Source organism: Kitasatospora xanthocidica (genome assembly GCF_014656195.1).
Classification (GTDB): Bacteria; Actinomycetota; Actinomycetes; order Streptomycetales; family Streptomycetaceae; genus Kitasatospora; species Kitasatospora xanthocidica.
Genome location: NZ_BNBY01000004.1, coordinates 299,790 through 317,572, shown reverse-complemented (window position 1 = coordinate 317,572; position 17,783 = coordinate 299,790). Strand labels below are relative to the sequence as shown.

General features: G+C 72.5%; 15 protein-coding genes. All 15 read left to right on the top strand.

Annotated features, from left to right (window positions below; translation table 11 throughout):
- The first annotated feature begins 60 nt into the window (after positions 1-60).
- A complete protein-coding gene (ftsL, locus tag IE332_RS09780) occupies positions 61-573 on the top strand; it encodes a cell division protein FtsL (RefSeq protein WP_229928473.1) in 513 nt (170 codons plus the stop codon).
- Positions 570-2,864, top strand: a complete 2,295-nt coding sequence (locus IE332_RS09775; protein ID WP_189915072.1) for a peptidoglycan D,D-transpeptidase FtsI family protein — start codon at positions 570-572, stop codon at positions 2,862-2,864. Before ftsL ends, IE332_RS09775 begins: the two co-directional genes overlap by 4 nt.
- Before the next feature lie 6 nt (positions 2,865-2,870).
- The gene (locus tag IE332_RS09770) at positions 2,871-4,538 is read left to right on the top strand and encodes a UDP-N-acetylmuramoyl-L-alanyl-D-glutamate--2,6-diaminopimelate ligase (RefSeq protein ID WP_189915070.1); all 1,668 of its coding nucleotides are present in this window, start codon (positions 2,871-2,873) and stop codon (positions 4,536-4,538) included.
- Positions 4,535-5,938, top strand: a complete 1,404-nt coding sequence (locus IE332_RS09765) for a UDP-N-acetylmuramoyl-tripeptide--D-alanyl-D-alanine ligase (protein ID WP_189915068.1) — start codon at positions 4,535-4,537, stop codon at positions 5,936-5,938. Before IE332_RS09770 ends, IE332_RS09765 begins: the two co-directional genes overlap by 4 nt.
- A complete protein-coding gene (gene mraY / locus IE332_RS09760; protein WP_189915411.1) occupies positions 5,938-6,999 on the top strand; it encodes a phospho-N-acetylmuramoyl-pentapeptide-transferase in 1,062 nt (353 codons plus the stop codon). Before IE332_RS09765 ends, mraY begins: the two co-directional genes overlap by 1 nt.
- Positions 6,996-8,435, top strand: a complete 1,440-nt coding sequence (gene murD, locus IE332_RS09755) for a UDP-N-acetylmuramoyl-L-alanine--D-glutamate ligase (RefSeq protein WP_189915066.1) — start codon at positions 6,996-6,998, stop codon at positions 8,433-8,435. Before mraY ends, murD begins: the two co-directional genes overlap by 4 nt.
- An 88-nt stretch (positions 8,436-8,523) precedes the next feature.
- A complete protein-coding gene (ftsW, locus tag IE332_RS09750; RefSeq protein ID WP_308437543.1) occupies positions 8,524-9,864 on the top strand; it encodes a putative lipid II flippase FtsW in 1,341 nt (446 codons plus the stop codon).
- 6 nt (positions 9,865-9,870) lie between these two features.
- Positions 9,871-10,977 carry an undecaprenyldiphospho-muramoylpentapeptide beta-N-acetylglucosaminyltransferase gene (gene murG, locus IE332_RS09745; RefSeq protein ID WP_189915062.1) on the top strand — a complete coding sequence of 369 codons (1,107 nt, stop codon included), beginning with the start codon at positions 9,871-9,873 and terminating at the stop codon, positions 10,975-10,977.
- Positions 10,970-11,746, top strand: a complete 777-nt coding sequence (locus tag IE332_RS09740; RefSeq protein WP_189915060.1) for a cell division protein FtsQ/DivIB — start codon at positions 10,970-10,972, stop codon at positions 11,744-11,746. The genes murG and IE332_RS09740 overlap by 8 nt, the downstream gene beginning before the upstream one ends.
- A 363-nt stretch (positions 11,747-12,109) precedes the next feature.
- Positions 12,110-13,339 carry a cell division protein FtsZ gene (ftsZ, locus tag IE332_RS09735; RefSeq protein ID WP_189915058.1) on the top strand — a complete coding sequence of 410 codons (1,230 nt, stop codon included), beginning with the start codon at positions 12,110-12,112 and terminating at the stop codon, positions 13,337-13,339.
- On the top strand, positions 13,336-14,067 hold the full coding sequence (gene pgeF / locus IE332_RS09730; RefSeq protein WP_189915056.1) for a peptidoglycan editing factor PgeF: 732 nt from the start codon (positions 13,336-13,338) through the stop codon (positions 14,065-14,067). Before ftsZ ends, pgeF begins: the two co-directional genes overlap by 4 nt.
- Positions 14,067-14,855 carry a YggS family pyridoxal phosphate-dependent enzyme gene (locus IE332_RS09725; protein WP_189915055.1) on the top strand — a complete coding sequence of 263 codons (789 nt, stop codon included), beginning with the start codon at positions 14,067-14,069 and terminating at the stop codon, positions 14,853-14,855. Before pgeF ends, IE332_RS09725 begins: the two co-directional genes overlap by 1 nt.
- Positions 14,856-15,162: 307 nt before the next feature.
- Positions 15,163-15,777 (top strand): cell division protein SepF, encoded by a 615-nt coding sequence (locus IE332_RS09720; RefSeq protein WP_189915053.1) that lies wholly within the window; start codon positions 15,163-15,165, stop codon positions 15,775-15,777.
- A gap of 101 nt (positions 15,778-15,878) precedes the next feature.
- A complete protein-coding gene (locus IE332_RS09715; RefSeq protein ID WP_030060143.1) occupies positions 15,879-16,160 on the top strand; it encodes a YggT family protein in 282 nt (93 codons plus the stop codon).
- Positions 16,161-16,219: 59 nt separating this feature from the next.
- Positions 16,220-17,578 (top strand): DivIVA domain-containing protein, encoded by a 1,359-nt coding sequence (locus tag IE332_RS09710; protein WP_189915051.1) that lies wholly within the window; start codon positions 16,220-16,222, stop codon positions 17,576-17,578.
- Positions 17,579-17,783 lie beyond the last annotated feature (205 nt).

The window sequence follows — 17,783 nt, the reverse complement described above, 5'->3', positions numbered from 1 at the left end:
AGGGCGCGGATCACGGTTCGGCCGGGGAAGCGGCCGGTCCGGGGGCGCACACCGTTCGCGGTGCTGGTGGTGGTCCTGCTCGCGGCGGGGCTGCTCGGCCTGCTGGCGCTGAACACCGCGCTCAACGAGGGCTCCTTCGAGCTGTCCCGGCTGCAGCGGCAGACCACCGTGGCGACCGACGAGCAGCAGAGCCTGCAGCACCAGATCGACCAGAGCTCGGCCCCGGACGCGCTGGCCCGGCGGGCCGCCGAGCTGGGCATGGTCCCGGCCGGGGGGATGGCCTTCCTGGACGTCCCGAACGGGGGCAAGGTGGTCGGCACGCCCGGACCGGCGCAGGACAGCCCGCCGGTGAAGCGGTCGACGGTCGAGCCCTGGCCCACCAAGCCCGTACCGAGCGCCGCCCAGCCGCCGGCCGTCCAGCCGCCGGCTCCGTCGGCGGCTCCGTCCACCGCGCCGCCCGCACCTCCCGCGCCGGCCACGCCGACGCCGACGGCGGCGGCCTCGGCCGGTGACTCGGTGATCCAGCTCAACCCGGCCGCGCCCGCCGCGCCGAACGGGGGGCCCGGCCGATGACCACGCCTCGTCAGCCCTCCGGTTCGGGCTCCGGTTCCGGAAACGGCCGCCGCCCGCTGCCCAGGGGCGCCGCGCCGAGCGGGCGGTCCGCCTCCGGCCGCGTCCAGCCGGCCAAGGGACAACCGGCCAAGGGACAGCCGGCCAGGGGACAGTCGGCCAAGCCCCAGCCCACCCGGGGCCAGCCCGTCCGCGGCCAGTCCGCCAAGCCGCCCGCGGCGAAGTCCCCCTCGGCCAAGGCCCCGGCCGCCAAGACCCCGTCCGCGAAGGTGCAGCCCGCCAAGGCCGCCGTCTCCCGCAGCGCCCCGCGCACGCCGCAGCAGCGCCGCCCCGAGGGCCGCCCGCCGGCCCGCGGCCAGGCGGCGGTGCGGCCGCGCCCGAAGGCCAGGCCGCCGCAGCGCCCCAAGGCGCTCAAGCTGGCCGAGTCGAAGCGCCGGCTGCGGGTGATCACCGTGGCGATGTCGCTGGTGTTCTCGGTCTTCGCGGGCCGTCTGGTCCAGCTCCAGCTGGTCGACTCGGACGCGCTGGCCGCCGACGCCAACACCAACCGCTACCTGAACATCCCGATCACCGCCGAGCGCGGCTCGATAACGTCCGCCGACGGCGTGGCGCTGGCCGCGACCGTCGACGCGTACGACATCACCGCCGACCCGGCGATGTTCACCCCGGAGGCGACCGGCATCCCGGACGCGCCGGAACAGGCGGCGGCGCTGCTGTCGCCGATCCTCGGCGTGCCCAAGGAGCGGATCGCCGCCGACCTGCACACCCCCAAGACCCGCTACAAGCGGCTCGCCGCCCAGCAGACCCCGGCCGCCAAGAACCAGATCAGCGACCTCAAGTCGGGCCTGGAGAAGCAGGCCGGATCGCGGGCCTGCCAGGTCCAGAAGAAGCTGCTCGGCAAGCCCGCCGACCAGGGCGGGCGCACCCGGGTGGACAACGAGTGCGCCAACCCGCTGGCCGGGGTGTTCAACCGGGAGACCCAGAAGCGCGTCTACCCCGCCGACGGACTGGCCGCCAACCTGGTCGGCTTCGTCAACGGCGAGGGCGAGGGCGCCGGCGGCCTGGAGCTGCAGTTCCAGAAGCAGCTGGCCGGCAAGGACGGGCACAGCAGCTACGCCCAGGCGGGCGGGCGGCTGGTGCCCACCGCCGGCGGCTCGAAGGACCCGGCGGTGCCCGGCGACGACGTCAAGCTGACCATCAACCGGGACATCCAGTGGGCCGCCCAGCGGGCGATCACCGACCAGGTGGCCAACTCCGGTGCGGAGAAGGGCTACGTCGTCGTCCAGGACGTGAAGACCGGTCAGGTCCTGGCGATGGCCACCGCGCCCGGCTTCAACCCCAACGACCTGAGCCTGTCCAAGCAGGCCCAGCTGGGCAACCCGGCGCTGGGCGACGCGTACGAGCCGGGCAGCACCGCCAAGCTGATGAGCCTGGCCGCCGTCCTGGACTCCGGCAAGGCCAACTGGGACACCAGGGTCACCGTGCCCAACCGGCTGGTCCGCGCGGGCCAGCAGTTCAAGGACGACGTCGAGCACGGGGACTGGTACCTGACGCTGGCCGGGGTGCTGGCCAAGTCCTCCAACATCGGCACCATCGAGGCCGTCGAGACCCTCGGCGGCGGCGACCAGCTCCAGGCCAACAAGGTGCTGGACGGCTACATGCGCAAGTTCGGCGTGGCCCGGCCGACCGGCCTGAACTTCCCGGGGGAGACCGCCGGGATGCTCAAGAAGCCGGAGGACCTGGTCGCCTCGGAGAAGTACAACATCTCCTTCGGCCAGGGCCCGCTGCAGATGAACGCGCTGCAGGCCACCTCGGTCTACTCGACCATCGCCAACGGCGGGGTGCGGGTCGCGCCCAGCATCGTCCAGGGGACCACCGGCCCGGACGGCAAGTACACCCCGACGCCGCCCGGGGAGCAGACCCGGGTGGTCGGCGAGCAGACCGCCAAGACCCTCACCTCGATGCTGGAGTCGGTCGTCGACGACGAGCAGGGCACCGGCGGCAAGGCCGCCATCCCCGGCTACCGGGTCGCCGGCAAGACCGGAACGGCCAACCGGGGGGCGGCCAACGGCGTCGGCTACGACGGCTACACCGCCTCCTTCATCGGCTTCGCCCCGGCCGACGCGCCCCGGGTCACCGTCTCCTGCACCCTCCAGGGCCCGGTCAACGGCCACTTCGGCGGCCAGCTGTGCGGTCCGGTGTTCAAGCAGGTGATGGAGTTCACCCTGAAGACCCTGCAGGTCCCGCCGAGCGGCAGCCAGGCGCCGAACCTGCCCGTCGAGTGGAAGCCGTGAGCAAGGATGAGCAACGAGCGGACCGGGCCGGCGGACGGCGCGGCGGAGGGCCGGTTTGGCCCTGGGCACCCTTCGGCGGATAGCCTTCCCGCCGTGCCGAAACCCGATCAAACCACCGTGAGTCCGCCCCGCCCGACCGGGACCGCCCCTCTGCCGCTCGCCGAGCTGGCCGTCCGGCTCGGTCTCGCGCCCGTCGAGGGCGGCGCCGTCACCGGCGTGACCCACGACTCCCGCGCCGTCCGCCCGGGCGATGTGTACGTGGCCTTCCCGGGCGCCAACCACCACGGCGCGGCCTTCGCGGCCAAGGCCGCGGACTCCGGCGCGGTGGCGGTGCTCACCGACCCGGCCGGCGCCGAACTGGCGGCCGGCACCGGCCTGCCGCTGCTGGTCGTGGACCGGCCGCGGGCCGTCATGGGCGAGCTCGCCGCGATCGTCTACGGCCGCCCCTCCGAGCGGCTGCTGATGATCGGGCTGACCGGCACCAACGGCAAGACCACCACCTCGTACCTGGTCGAGGGCGGCCTGCGCGGCGCCGGGCGCACCCCCGGGGTGATCGGCACCGTCGAGATGCGGGTCGGCGAGGAGCGGATCAAGAGCGAGCGCACCACCCCCGAGGCCACCGACCTGCACGCGATCCTCGGTGTGATGGCCGAGCGCGGTGCCGACGCGGTGACCATGGAGGTCTCCAGCCACGCCCTGGTCTTCGGCCGCACCGACGGCGTCTCGTACGACGTCGCGCTGTTCAACAACCTCACGCCGGAGCACCTCGACTTCCACCCGGACATGGAGGACTACTTCCAGGCGAAGGCCCGGCTCTTCCAGCCCGGCAAGTCCCGCCACGGCGTGGTCAACCTGGACGACGAGTACGGCCGCCGGCTCGCCGCCGAGGCCAAGATCCCGGTGACCACCTTCTCCGCCACCGGCGCCGCGCAGGCCGACTGGCGGGCTGTGGACGTCCAGCTCGGCCCGGTCGGCTCCACCTTCCGGGTGCTCGGCCCGGACGGTGCCGAGGCCGACGCGGCCGTCCCGCTGCCCGGCCCGTTCAACGTCGCCAACGCGCTCGCCGCGATCACCCTGCTGGTCGCCGCCGGCCTCCCGCTGGAGCGGGCCGTGGCCGGCGTCGCCGCCGTGCCCGGCGTGCCGGGCCGGCTGGAGCGGGTGGACGCCGGGCAGCCGTTCGTGGCCGTCGTGGACTACGCGCACAAGCCGGACGCCCTGCAGGCCGTCCTCGCCTCGCTGCGCGAGGTCACCAAGGGCCGGCTGCACGTCGTCGTCGGCTGCGGCGGCGACCGCGACCCGCACAAGCGCGGCCCGATGGGCGCCATCGCCGCCCGCCTCGCCGACACCGCCCTGCTGACCAGCGACAACCCCCGCAGCGAGGACCCGCTGGCGATCCTGGCCACTATGCTGACCGGCGCCGCGGCGGTGCCCGAGGCCGAGCGCGGGACCGTCCTGGTCGTCCCCGACCGGGCGGAGGCGATCCGGCTCGCGGTCACCCGCGCCCAGGCGGGCGACACGGTGCTGGTGGCCGGCAAGGGCCACGAGCTCGGCCAGTACGTACGAGACGAGATCCGCCCCTTCGACGACCGGGAGGTGCTGCACGATGAGATCGAACAGAGCTCCGTCGCGCGGACCGCGGCCGCGCGGGGCGACCGAGGAGTAGAGCAGCAGTGATCGCACTGACCCTCGCCGAGGTGGCCGCCGCAGTCGGAGGCACCCTGGACGGCGCGGACCCGGACGCCCTGGTCACCGGCCCGGTCGAGGTCGACTCGCGGAAGGTGAGCCCCGGCGGCCTGTTCGCGGCCTTCGTCGGCGAGCACGTGGACGGCCACGACTACGCCGCCACGGCGGTCGGGGCCGGCGCCGTCGCGGTGCTGGCCTCCCGCCCGGTCGGCGTCCCCGCCGTCCTGGTCGACAGCGTGGTGGAGGCGCTCGGCAGGCTGGCCCGTACCGTGGTCGCCCGCGCCGAGGACACCGCCGTGGTCGCGCTGACCGGCTCGGCCGGCAAGACCAGCACCAAGGACCTGATCGCCCAGCTGCTCCAGCGCCACGGCGAGACCGTCTACCCGCCCGGCTCGCTCAACAACGAGATCGGCCACCCGATGACCGCGCTGCGGGTCGAGGCCGGCACCCGGCACCTGGTGATGGAGATGGGCGCCCGGCACAAGGGCGACATCGAGTACCTCACCTCGATCACCCCGCCCCGGATCGGCGTGGTGCTGAACGTCGGCACCGCCCACGTCGGCGAGTTCGGCTCCAAGGAGGCGATCGCCGAGGCCAAGGGCGAGCTGGTCGAGGCGCTTCCGGCCGACGGGGCCGCGATCCTCAACGCGGACGACCGGCTGGTGCGCGCGATGGCCTCCCGCACCAAGGCGAAGGTGGTCCTGTTCGGGGAGTCCCCGGACGCCCACGTCCGGGCGACCGACGTTCGCCTGGACGCCACCGGGCGGCCATCCTTCACGCTCACCACCCCGGCCGGTTCCGCGCCCGTGCAGCTGCGCCTGTACGGTGAGCACCACGTCTCGAACGCCCTCGCCGCCGCCGCGGTGGCGGTGGAGCTCGGGATGTCCGTCGACGACACCGCGGCAGCCCTGGGCGAGGCGGGTGCGCTGTCCCGCTGGCGCATGGAGGTCGTCGACCGGGCCGATGGTCTCACCGTCGTCAACGACGCCTACAACGCGAACCCCGACTCGATGCGGGCCGCGCTGCGGGCGCTGGTCTCGATGGGGGGCCGCGGTCCGGAGCGCCGTCGCACCTGGGCGGTGCTCGGCGAGATGCGGGAGCTCGGCGAGGAGAGCCTGGCCGAGCACGACGCCATCGGACGGCTCGCCGTCCGGCTGGACGTCACCAAGCTGGTGGCGGTCGGCGGACGCGAGGCGGCCTGCATGGAACTCGGCGCGAGGAACGAAGGTTCGTGGGGTGAGGAGTCGGTGCTGGTGTCCGACGCGGACGCGGCGGTCGAACTGCTGCGCAGTCAGCTGCGGCCGGGGGATGTGGTCCTGGTGAAGGCGTCCCGTTCGGTGGGGCTGGAGAAGGTGGCCGAGGCCCTCCTGGCGGATGGTGCTGCCCGATGATGAAGCAGATCCTCTTCTCCGGGATGATCGGCCTGATCCTCTCGCTGGCCGGCACGCCCGCCCTGATCAAGCTGCTCGCCCGGCAGGGCTACGGCCAGTACATCCGCGACGACGGCCCGAAGGCGCACCACAGCAAGAAGGGCACGCCCACCATGGGCGGCATCGCCTTCATCCTGGCGACCCTGATCGCGTACTTCGGCACCAAGGCGATAACGGGCGAGAGCCCGACCGCCTCCGGGCTGTTGGTGCTCTTCCTGACCACGGGCCTCGGCCTGGTCGGCTTCCTGGACGACTACATCAAGGTGGTCAAGCGCCGCTCGCTGGGCCTGCGGGCCAAGGCGAAGCTGGCGGGCCAGTCCATCGTCGGCCTCGCCTTCGCCGTCCTGGCGCTGCAGTTCCACGACGACCGCGGGCTCAGCCCGGCCTCGCAGTCGCTGTCCTTCGTCCGGGACTTCAAGTGGTCGATCGGCCCGGTCCTGTTCGTGATCTTCGCCTACTTCATGATCGCGGCGACCTCCAACGGCGTGAACCTGACGGACGGCCTGGACGGCCTGGCCACCGGCGCCTCGGTGATGGCCTTCGGCGCCTACACCTTCATCGGCGTCTGGGAGTACACCCAGAGCTGCGCCTACACCGTGACCGCGACCGTCAGCTGCTACGACGTCCGAGACCCCTTGGACCTCGCGGTGGTCGCGGCCGCCCTGATGGGCTCCTGCTTCGGCTTCCTGTGGTGGAACACCTCGCCCGCCAAGATCTTCATGGGTGACACCGGCTCGCTGGCCCTCGGCGGGGCCCTGGCAGGCCTGGCGATCTGCTCCCGCACCGAGCTGCTGCTCATCATGCTCGGCGGCCTCTTCATGGTGATCACCCTGTCGGTGATCATCCAGGTCGGCTCCTTCCGGATGACCGGCAAGCGGGTCTTCAAGATGGCGCCGCTGCAGCACCACTTCGAACTCAAGGGCTGGGGCGAAGTCCTGGTCGTGGTCCGCTTCTGGATCATCCAGGGCCTCTGCGTCGCCGTCGGCCTCGGCCTCTTCTACGCGGGATACCGGACCGGATGACGAACACCGACTTTGCCGACCTGCCCGTCGTCGTCGCCGGACTCGGCGTCTCGGGCATCAGCGCCGCGCGCGTCCTGCACGGCCTCGGCGCCCGTGTCACCGTCGTGGACGGCGGCAGCGGGCCGGGCCTGACCGCCCGGGCCGCCGAGCTGGAGGCGCAGGGCGTCACCGTGCGCCTCGGCGACGGCGCGAGCCTGCCCGAGGGCACCGAACTGATCGTCACCTCGCCCGGCTGGGCGCCGGACAGCGCGCTGTTCGCCGCCGCCGGGGCCGCCGGGGTGCCGGTCTGGGGCGACGTCGAGCTCGCCTGGCGGCTGCGCAAGCCGCTGCCCGGCACCGGCGAGCCCGCCCCCTGGCTGGCCGTCACCGGCACCAACGGCAAGACCACCACGGTCCAGATGCTCGCCTCGATCCTCACCGCCGCCGGCAAGCGCACCGCCGCCGTCGGCAACGTCGGGGTCTCGGTGCTGGACGCGGTGCTCGCCGAGGAGCCGTACGACGTCCTCGCCGTCGAGCTCTCCAGCTACCAGCTGCACTGGGCGCCCTCGCTGCGCCCGTACTCGGCCGCGGTGCTCAACCTGGCGCCCGACCACCTCGACTGGCACGGCTCGATGGAGGCGTACGCCGCCGACAAGGGCCGGATCTACGAGGGCAACGTCGTCGCCTGCGTGTACAACCTGGCCGACCCGGCCACCGAGGCGCTGGTCCGCGAGGCCGACGTCGAGGAGGGCTGCCGGGCGATCGGTTTCGGCCTCGGCGCCCCCGGCCCGTCGAACTTCGGCGTGGTGGACGGGCTGCTGGTGGACCGCGCCTTCGTCGAGGACCGGGCCAAGAACGCGGCCGAGCTGGGCGCCGTCGAGGACGTGAACCCGCCGGCCCCGCACAACATCGCCAACGCGCTCGCCGCGGCGGCGCTGGCCCGGGCGTACGGCGTCGAGCCGAAGGCCGTCCGGGAGGGCCTGCGGGCCTTCCGCCCGGACGCCCACCGGATCGCCGAGGTCGGCGTGGTCCGCGAGGTCACGTACATCGACGACTCCAAGGCCACCAACACCCACGCCGCGGCGGCCTCGCTGGCCGCCTACCGGCCGATCGTGTGGATCGCCGGGGGCCTCGCCAAGGGCGCGACCTTCGACGACCTGGTGCAGGGCGCGGCCGAGCGGCTGCGCGCGGTGGTGCTGATCGGCCAGGACCGGGCGCTGATCCGCGAGGCGCTGGAGCGACACGCTCCGGATGTGCCGGTGATCGAGGCGGCCGAGGGCCAGACTGGCGCGGTGGCGATGGCCGAGGTCGTCCGCACGGCCGCGTCGCTCGCCCGATCGGGTGACACGGTGCTGCTGGCCCCGGCCTGTGCCTCGATGGACATGTTCACCAACTACGGAGAGCGCGGCGACCTGTTCGCCACGGCCGTCCGGGAGCTGGCGGACACCGGCGAGTGAGCCGAAGGGTCGCGCCGGGCGACCCGGGGGCGAAGGAGCCGCGGAGAAGGGGAGAGTGGTGGCGGGGCAGGGCAGGGCGGAATCCGGTGTGGGGAAGCAGGACGCCGCCGAGCCGTGGCGAGTGATCTCCGCCACCACGACCAAGTACAAGTCGGCCGGTCCGCTGGCCCGCGTCCAGGCCTTCCGGGCCCGGCTCGGGTACTGGCTGGACCGGCCGCTCACGCCGTACCTGCTGATCGTCGGCAGCACGCTGCTGCTGGTCGTGCTCGGTCTGATGATGGTGTTCTCGGCCTCGCAGATCCTCGCCCTGAACCAGCACCACGCGGCCCAGTACTACTTCCTCAAGCAGCTGATCGCGGCCATCCTCGGCCTGGTCCTGCTGATCGGCTTCGCCTCCGTCCCGGTGGCCGTGCTGCGGGTGATCGTCTACCCGGTGATGTTCGGGGTGATCGGCGCGCTCACGCTGGTCGCCGTGCCCGGCATCGGGGTGCGGATCAACGGCAACCAGAACTGGCTGGATTTCGGCTTCTTCCAGTTCCAGCCGTCCGAGTTCGCCAAGCTCGCGCTGGTCCTCTGGGGCGCCGACCTGCTAGCCCGCAAGCAGAAGGCCGGCACCCTGAACTCCTGGAAGCACCTGCTGGTGCCGCTGGTGCCGGGTGCCCTGCTGCTGCTCGCGCTGATCATGTTCGGCGGCGACATGGGCACCTCGATGATCCTGGTGGCCATGGTGTTCGCGCTGCTCTGGATGGTCGGCGCACCGCTGCGGCTGTTCGTGGCGACCCTCGGCGTGGCGGTGGTGGTCTGCACCGCGCTGGTCGTCACCGTCCCGCACCGGGCGGAGCGCCTCGGCTGCATCGGCGTCACCAAGCTCGACCCCGAGGGCGCCTGCTTCCAGGCCCTGCACGGGGTCTTCGCGTTCGCGAACGGCGGCGGCTTCGGCACCGGCCTCGGCGCCGGGGTGGAGAAATGGGGCCAGCTGCCCGAGGCGCACACCGACTTCATCTTCGCCGCGACCGGCGAGGAACTCGGCCTCGTGGGGACGCTGTCGGTGATCGGTCTCTTCGCGGCACTAGGCTACGCGGGTATCCGTGTGGCCATCGGCACGAAGGACCCCTTCGTCAGGTACGCCGCGGGAGCCGCCACCACCTGGGTCATGGCGCAGGCCATGATCAACCTGGGGTCGGCGCTGGGACTGCTGCCCATCGCGGGCGTCCCGCTCCCGCTGTTCTCCTACGGCGGTTCCGCCATGCTGTCGGCCATGTCCGCGATCGGTGTGCTGCTGTGCCTGGCACGGAGCACCTCGGGCGCGAAGGCGGCCCTGGCCGCCCGGACCAAGAACTCCCGGATCAGGAAGCGACTGGCCCGGGTGCTGCCACGACGACGAACCACAGCGCGCCCGGTCCCCGGGCCGGCACGCAGGGAGCGGTGAATTTCGGTGCATGTCGTACTCGCCGGCGGGGGGACCGCCGGTCACATCGAGCCGGCCATGGCCCTCGCGGACGCCCTCCGCAGGCACGACCCGTCCATCGGGATCACCGCCCTGGGCACCGAGCGCGGTCTGGAGACCCGGCTGGTACCCGAGCGCGGCTACCAGTTGGAGCTCATCCCGGCCGTCCCGCTGCCCCGCAAGCCCACCCCGGAGCTGATCACCGTCCCAGGACGGCTGCGCGGCACCGTCCGGGCCGCCCAGGAGATCATCGAGCGGGTCAACGCGGACGCGGTGGTCGGCTTCGGCGGCTACGTCGCGATGCCCGCCTACCTGGCCGCCAAGCGGGCCGGTGTGCCGATCGTGGTGCACGAGGCGAACGCCCGCCCGGGCCTGGCCAACAAGATCGGCGCCCGCTACAGCGACTTCGTGGCGGTCTCCACGCCCGACAGCAAGCTGCGCGACTCCCGGTACATCGGCATCCCGCTGCGCCGGACCATCGCCACCCTGGACCGCGGCGCCGCCCGCCCCGAGGCCCGGCAGTACTTCGGCCTCGACCAGCGGCTGCCCACCCTGCTGGTCTCCGGCGGCTCCCAGGGCGCCCGCCGGCTCAACGAGACGGTCACCGCGATCGCCCCGCGGCTGCAGCAGTACGGCGTGCAGATCCTGCACGCGGTCGGCCCGAAGAACGAGCTGCCGCAGGTCGCGGACGTCCCCGGGATGCCGCCCTACCGCCCGGTGCCGTACCTGGACCGGATGGACCTGGCCTACGCGGCGGCCGACATGATGCTCTGCCGGGCCGGTGCCATGACGGTGGCCGAGCTGGCGGCCGTCGGCCTGCCCGCCGCCTTCGTCCCGCTGCCGATCGGCAACGGCGAGCAGCGGCTGAACGCCCAGCCGATGGTCAAGGCCGGCGGCGGCCTGCTGGTGGACGACGCCGAGCTGACCCCGGACTGGGTGCTGCAGAACGTGCTGCCGGTGCTCACCGACCCGCAGCGGCTGTGGGACATGAGCCGGGCCGCCGCCGAGTTCGGCCGCCGGGACGCCGACGACCTGCTGGTCGGCATGGTCTACGAGGCCATCCAGGCCCACCGCGGCGGCCGCCGCCGTGGCTGACGGCCGGCTCGCCGACCCGCTCGAGGCGGAGCTGGAGGAGGAGGAGTCCGCTCCTCGCCTCCGGCTCTCCCGGCGGGGCATCGTGGTGCTGAGCGTGCTCGGCACCGCGGTGCTGGGCGGGCTGGCCTGGCTGGTGTTCCTCTCGTCGGTGCTGGACGTGCGCAGCGTCGCCGTCCAGGGCGCCGGCGACGACAGACTGACGGTGACCCAGGTCCGGGACGCGATCGGCGGGCTTGGCGACGGCCCGCTGGCCCGGGTGGACCTGGACGACGTCCGGCGCCGGGTGGAGTCGATCCCCCGGGTGGCGAAGGCCGAGGTGTGGCGGGGCTGGCCGCACACCCTCCAGGTGAAGGTCGTCCAGCGCACGGCGGTGGCCGCCGTCAAGGGGGAGGACGGGCAGTTCACCCAGGTGGATGCCGCCGGCGTGAGCTTCGCCACCGAGGCGGCCCCGCCGGAGGGCGTGCCGGTGGTGGAACTGCGGCTCAGTCAGCAGGCGAATGACGTGGACGGGGTGATCTCCCGTCCGCAGTTGGTGCAGGGCGCGGTGGCGGTGGCCGCCGGGCTGCCGCCGGAGGTCGCCAAGCGGGCCGGGGCGGTGCTGGTGCACTCGTACGACGACATCGAGCTGCAGCTCAGCGGGGGTGCCACGGTGCGCTGGGGGAGTCCGGAGCAGATCGGGCGGAAAGCCCGGGTGCTGGTGGCGCTGATGAACCAGAAGGGTACGAACTTCGACGTCACGGCGCCCGAGGCGCCGGCGGTGTCCGGATGATCCGGTAGGTTCTGTCCCAGAGGGAGGGGTTGACGCCTTGGAGTGTCGGCCCGACCCTTGGTGGTCACCCCGGTTTCCTAAGCCGGCTGATGATCACATAGGCTCAAAAGAAAAAGGGAAGCTCGGCGTGTTCGTTGAAACACGTGCCCGGGGCGACCTAGTGTCCTGTGTCACCAGACTGTGTCCCCTGGTGATGTGACGGAGGCACAGGACTAACCCTAAAGGTCAAGTTTAGGGTTGGGGTCGGCGGTCGGCATTTCGGACATTCAGTCAGAAACCAGGCTCCCTACCCATCGACATCCGTCGGAACGGACCCTCGCCGGGCCGGGCCGACCCGGAAATTCGAGGCGAGAGGCCTTCGACGTGGCAGCACCGCAGAACTACCTCGCAGTCATCAAGGTCGTCGGTATCGGCGGCGGTGGTGTCAACGCCATCAACCGGATGATCGAGGTCGGTCTCAAGGGCGTCGAGTTCATCGCGATCAACACCGATGCGCAGGCCCTCCTGATGAGCGACGCCGACGTCAAGCTCGATGTGGGCCGTGAACTCACCCGGGGCCTCGGCGCCGGCGCCAACCCCGAGGTCGGCCGCAAGGCCGCCGAGGACCACCGCGAGGAGATCGAGGAGGTCCTCAAGGGGGCCGACATGGTCTTCGTGACCGCCGGTGAGGGCGGTGGCACGGGCACGGGCGGCGCGCCCGTCGTCGCCAACATCGCGCGCTCCCTGGGCGCCCTGACCATCGGCGTGGTCACCCGCCCCTTCACCTTCGAGGGCCGTCGCCGCGCCAACCAGGCCGAGGACGGCATCGCGAGCCTGCGCGAAGAGGTCGACACCCTCATCGTCATCCCCAACGACCGGCTGCTGTCCATCTCGGACCGCCAGGTCAGCGTGCTCGACGCGTTCCGCTCGGCCGACCAGGTCCTGCTCTCCGGCGTCCAGGGCATCACCGACCTGATCACCACCCCGGGCCTGATCAACCTCGACTTCGCGGACGTCAAGTCCGTCATGTCGGAGGCCGGTTCGGCGCTCATGGGCATCGGCTCGGCCCGCGGTGAGGACCGCGCCAAGGCCGCCGCCGTGATGGCGATCTCCTCGCCGCTGCTGGAGGCCTCGATCGACGGCGCCCGCGGCGTGCTGCTCTCCATCTCGGGCGGCTCCGACCTCGGTCTGTTCGAGATCAACGAGTCGGCCCAGCTGGTCAGCGAGGCCGCCCACCCCGAGGCCAACATCATCTTCGGTGCGGTCATCGACGACGCGCTCGGCGACGAGGTCCGGGTCACCGTCATCGCGGCCGGCTTCGACGGCGGGCAGCCGCCGGCGATCGTCCGCGACCCGGTGGTCAAGTCCGCCTCCCAGGACCGCCCGGCGACCCCGCCGGCCGCCCCGGAGCGGCCGGCCGGCCGCCCCTCGTACGGGAGCATCGGCTCGGTGACGTCCCGCTCGGAGGGCGAGGCCCCGGCCGCGCCGAGCCGGCAGGCCGAGACCCCGGCCACCACGACCGCCGCCCCGGTGCCGCCGCAGGTGCAGCCGGTCCGGCAGCCGTACGTGGAGAGCCCGGCCGAGGAGCTCGACGTCCCGGATTTCCTTAAGTGATCGATCACGCGGTCCACGCGGGTGCTCACTTCGCCTTCACCGACAGGTGGGGCGGGGTGAGCACTTCGCCGTACGGGGAGCTCAACCTCGGCGGGGCCGTCGGGGACGACCCGGAGGCCGTCCGGGAGAACCGGGCGCTCGCCGCCCGGGAGCTGGGGCTCGAACCGGCCGACGTGGTCTGGATGAACCAGGTGCACGGCGCCGAGGTCGCCGTGGTGACCGAGCGCCAGCCGCTCGGGGAGGCCCCGACGGTCGACGCGGTGGTCACCGACCGGCCGCTCGCGCTGGCGGTGCTGACCGCCGACTGCACGCCGGTGCTGCTGGCCGACCCGGTGGCGGGCGTGGTGGGCGCGGCCCACGCGGGCCGGCCCGGGCTGGCGGCCGGGGTGGTGCCCGCGGTGGTCCGGGCGATGGTCGGACTGGGGGCCGAGCCCGGGCGGATCACCGCCGCCACCGGCCCCGCGGTCTGCGGCAGCTGCTACGAGGTGCCGGCCGAACTGCGCGCCGAGGTCGCCGCCGTGGTGCCGGAGGCCTTCGCCGAGACCTCGTGGGGGACACCGGCGCTGGACGTGCCGGAGGGAGTCGCGGCCCAGCTGGCCGCGCTGGGGGTCAGCGAGCTGGTGCGGTCACCGGTCTGCACCCTCGAATCCGCCGATCACTACTCCTACCGCCGCGAGCAGCGCACGGGCCGGCTCGCGAGCTACGTCTGGTTGGGCTCTGATCACTGATGACGAACGACATCTACGGACCGTTCCCGGGGGGCGCCGACTTCCTCCACGGGCTGACGGACGGCCAACGGGCCCGGTACGAGGAGCTCGGGACCAACCTCGAGGTGGTCGAGCGCCGGATCGCGGACGCCTGTGCGGCCGCCGGCCGCGCGCGGGACGAGGTCACCCTGATCGTCGTCACCAAGACCTACCCGGCCGAGGACACCGCGCTGCTGGCCGGCCTGGGTGTGACGGATGTCGCGGAGAACCGCGATCAGGACGCCGCACCCAAGGCGGAGCAGTGCAGAAACCTTCCTCTTGACTGGCACTTCGTCGGACAGCTGCAGACCAACAAGGTCCGCTCGGTCGTCCGGTACGCGAACCACGTGCACTCGGTGGACCGGCCGAGGCTGGCCGAGTCGCTCGCCGCGGCGGTGCTCAAGTCGGAGCGGCCGGAGCTGGGTTGCCTGGTGCAGGTGGCGCTCGACAAGGCGCACGGCGAGGGCGCGCACCGGGCCGGGGTCGCGCCGGAGGATGTCGCGCGACTGGCCGACACCATCGCCGACACGCCCGGGCTGCGGCTGGACGGTGTGATGACCGTCGCTCCGCTGGCCGGACCGCTGGCCGGGGACCCGGCCCGCGCCTTCGATCGGCTGGCGGAAATCGCAACCGCCGTACGGACGGACCATCCGGCTGCCACCATGGTCTCCGCAGGGATGAGCGGCGACCTTGAGCAGGCGATTGCCGCCGGGGCGACACATGTGCGCGTCGGAACGGCGGTACTCGGAGTGAGGTCACCCCTCAGGTAACGTCACCGGGTAGTAGATCAGACTGCAGGACAAAATAGGACAGAATCTAGCAGCTCCCCGGAGCGCTAGCGAACCGTGGATCGCAGCTCCGCGGACCCCACTCCACGAAACCTGACAGGCCGCCGGCCTGACGCGCCGTCGTGGATGGACCGCGCAATCCGCAGGCAGGGCCGTACGGGCCCGGGCCGCCGGGAGACGGAGCCGGTCCGACGGAGTGAGCGAAGCGAGCGACCATCGGAAGGGGCGCGGCTTCGCGGAGTAGCCACCGGGTGCCAGCCGGGTGGCCATGAGCGGAGGAGACAGGAGCATGGCCGGCGCAATGCGCAAGATGGCGGTCTACCTCGGCCTCGTGGAGGACGAGACGTACGACGGCCAGGGGTACGACCCCGACGACGACTACGACGCGGACCCCGAGCCGATCCGGACCGGGCAGCGGACCGAGGACATTCCCCGGCCGGCCGCCGCGGCCGCCGCCACGCCCGCCCCGGTCTCCTCGATCACGCCCCAGCCGGTGCCGGCGGCGGTGCCGATCCGGCAGGAGACCCCGAGGATGGCCCCCGTGTCGTCCATCACACCCGACCGCCGCCACAACCTGGAGAAGAGCTCCCCGGTGATCATGCCCAAGGTAGTGAACGAACGAGAGCCCTACCGCATCACCACGCTGCACCCCCGGACCTACAACGAGGCCCGTACCATCGGGGAACAGTTCCGCGGCGGCACTCCTGTGATCATGAATCTGACCGAGATGGACGACACCGACGCCAAGCGGCTCGTAGACTTCGCCGCTGGACTCGTCTTCGGTCTGCACGGCAGTATCGAGCGCGTGACACAGAAGGTGTTCCTGCTGTCGCCTGCTAACGTCGATGTCACGGCGGAGGACAAGGCTCGGATCGCCGAGGGTGGGTTCTTCAACCAGAGCTGACCCGGCCACGACTTTACGTGTGGATCTGATCAACAGTGGGTTAGCGACAGGTGACGAGCGGCGGGCCCCAGCGGCCCGGGACCGGGGAGAGGGAAAACGCGATGGACATCGTGTGGGCGGTGCTCTACTACGCCCTGACCGTCTTCCTGGTGTTCCTGCTCGTGCGGCTGGTCATGGACTGGGTCTTCCAGTTCGCGCGTTCGTGGCGGCCTGGCAAGGCCATGGTCCTGGTCCTGGAGGCCACGTACACTGTCACGGATCCGCCGCTCAAGCTTCTTCGGCGGCTCATTCCGCCGTTGCGTTTCGGGGGCGTGGCGCTCGACCTGTCCTTCTTCGTACTGATGATCATTGTGTATGTCCTGATCTCGCTTGTGCACCCCTAGTCGTAGGTGAGCGATGCGACAGGATGCCGGTGTGCCGACGATCACGTTGAGGTGAAGAGATGCCATTGACCCCCGAGGACGTTCGGAACAAGCAGTTCACGACCGTCCGCCTGCGTGAAGGCTATGACGAGGACGAGGTCGATGCCTTCCTCGACGAGGTCGAGGCGGAGCTGACCCGCCTCCTCCGGGAGAACGAGGACCTGCGCGCCAAGCTGGCCGCCGCGACTCGTGCCGCCGCGCAGAACCAGGCCAACCTGCGCAAGGAGCCGCAGCAGCAGGACGCCCCCCGCCAGGGTGGTGCCCCGGTGCCGGCCGCCATATCCGGCCCGCCGGTCCCCGGCCAGCAGGGCCCGGGCGGCCCGCAGCAGATGGGCCCCGGCGGCCCGCAGCAGATGGGCCCGGGTGGTCCCCAGCAGCAGCAGATGGGCCCCGGCCCCCAGCAGCAGATGGGCAACCAGCCCCTCGGCCTGCCCGCCGGCTCCGCGCCGCAGCTCCCGCCGGCCGGCCAGCAGCAGCAGATGGGCCAGACCATGGGCGGCCAGCAGCAGCTGGTCCAGCCGATGGGCGGTCAGATGCTGCAGCCCATGGGCGGCCCCGGTGGCCCGCAGCAGATGGGCAACCCCATGGGCCAGGGCATGAGCCAGGGCATGGGCCAGCAGCAGATGCAGCAGATGGGCGGCCCCATGGGCGGCCCGCCGCAGCAGATGGGCGGCCCGATGGGCGCCCCCATGCAGCAGCAGGGCCCCGGTGGCGACAGCGCCGCCCGCGTCCTGGCGCTCGCTCAGCAGACCGCCGACCAGGCGATCTCCGAGGCCCGCTCCGAGGCCAACAAGATCGTCGGCGAGGCGCGCAGCCGGGCCGAGGGCCTGGAGCGCGACGCCCGTGCCAAGGCCGACGCCCTGGAGCGGGACGCGCAGGAGAAGCACCGCGTCGCGATGGGCTCGCTGGAGTCCGCCCGCGCCACGCTGGAGCGCAAGGTCGAGGACCTGCGGGCCTTCGAGCGTGAGTACCGCACCCGCCTGAAGTCGTACCTGGAGACCCAGCTGCGCCAGCTGGAGTCGCAGGCCGACGACTCGCTCGCCCCGCCGCGGATCCCCGCCACCGCGTCGCTGCCGCCGGCGGCCTCGTCGATGGCTCCGGCCGGTGCCGGTGCGATGGGCAGTGCGCCGAGCTTCGGTGGCAACCAGCCGTCCTTCGGTGGCAACTCGCCGTCCTTCGGCGGGAACAGCTCCTTCGGCGGCAACACCTCGGCGCCGAGCTTCGGCGGGCAGTCCGCCGGCGGCAGCGGGGCTCCGCAGATGCAGCCGGCCGGGATGACCCAGCCGATGGCGGCCGTCCGTCCGCAGCCGCCGCAGCCGATGCAGCAGGCTCCGGCGCCGATGCGGGGCTTCCTGATCGACGAGGACGGCGACAACTGAGGTTGTAGCCGAGCTCTTTGAGGGCGTCCCCTTTTCGACCTTCGGGTCGGGGAGGGGGCGCCTTTTTGGTGTGTTCGGGGTGTGGGGTTTCGCTGCGCGGGGCTGGGGTGGGGTTCCGCTGCGCGGGGCTGGGGTGGGGTGGGGTTCCGCTGCGCGGGGCTGGGGTGGGGTGGGGCTTTCGGGAGGGTGGGTGCGGGGTGGCTCC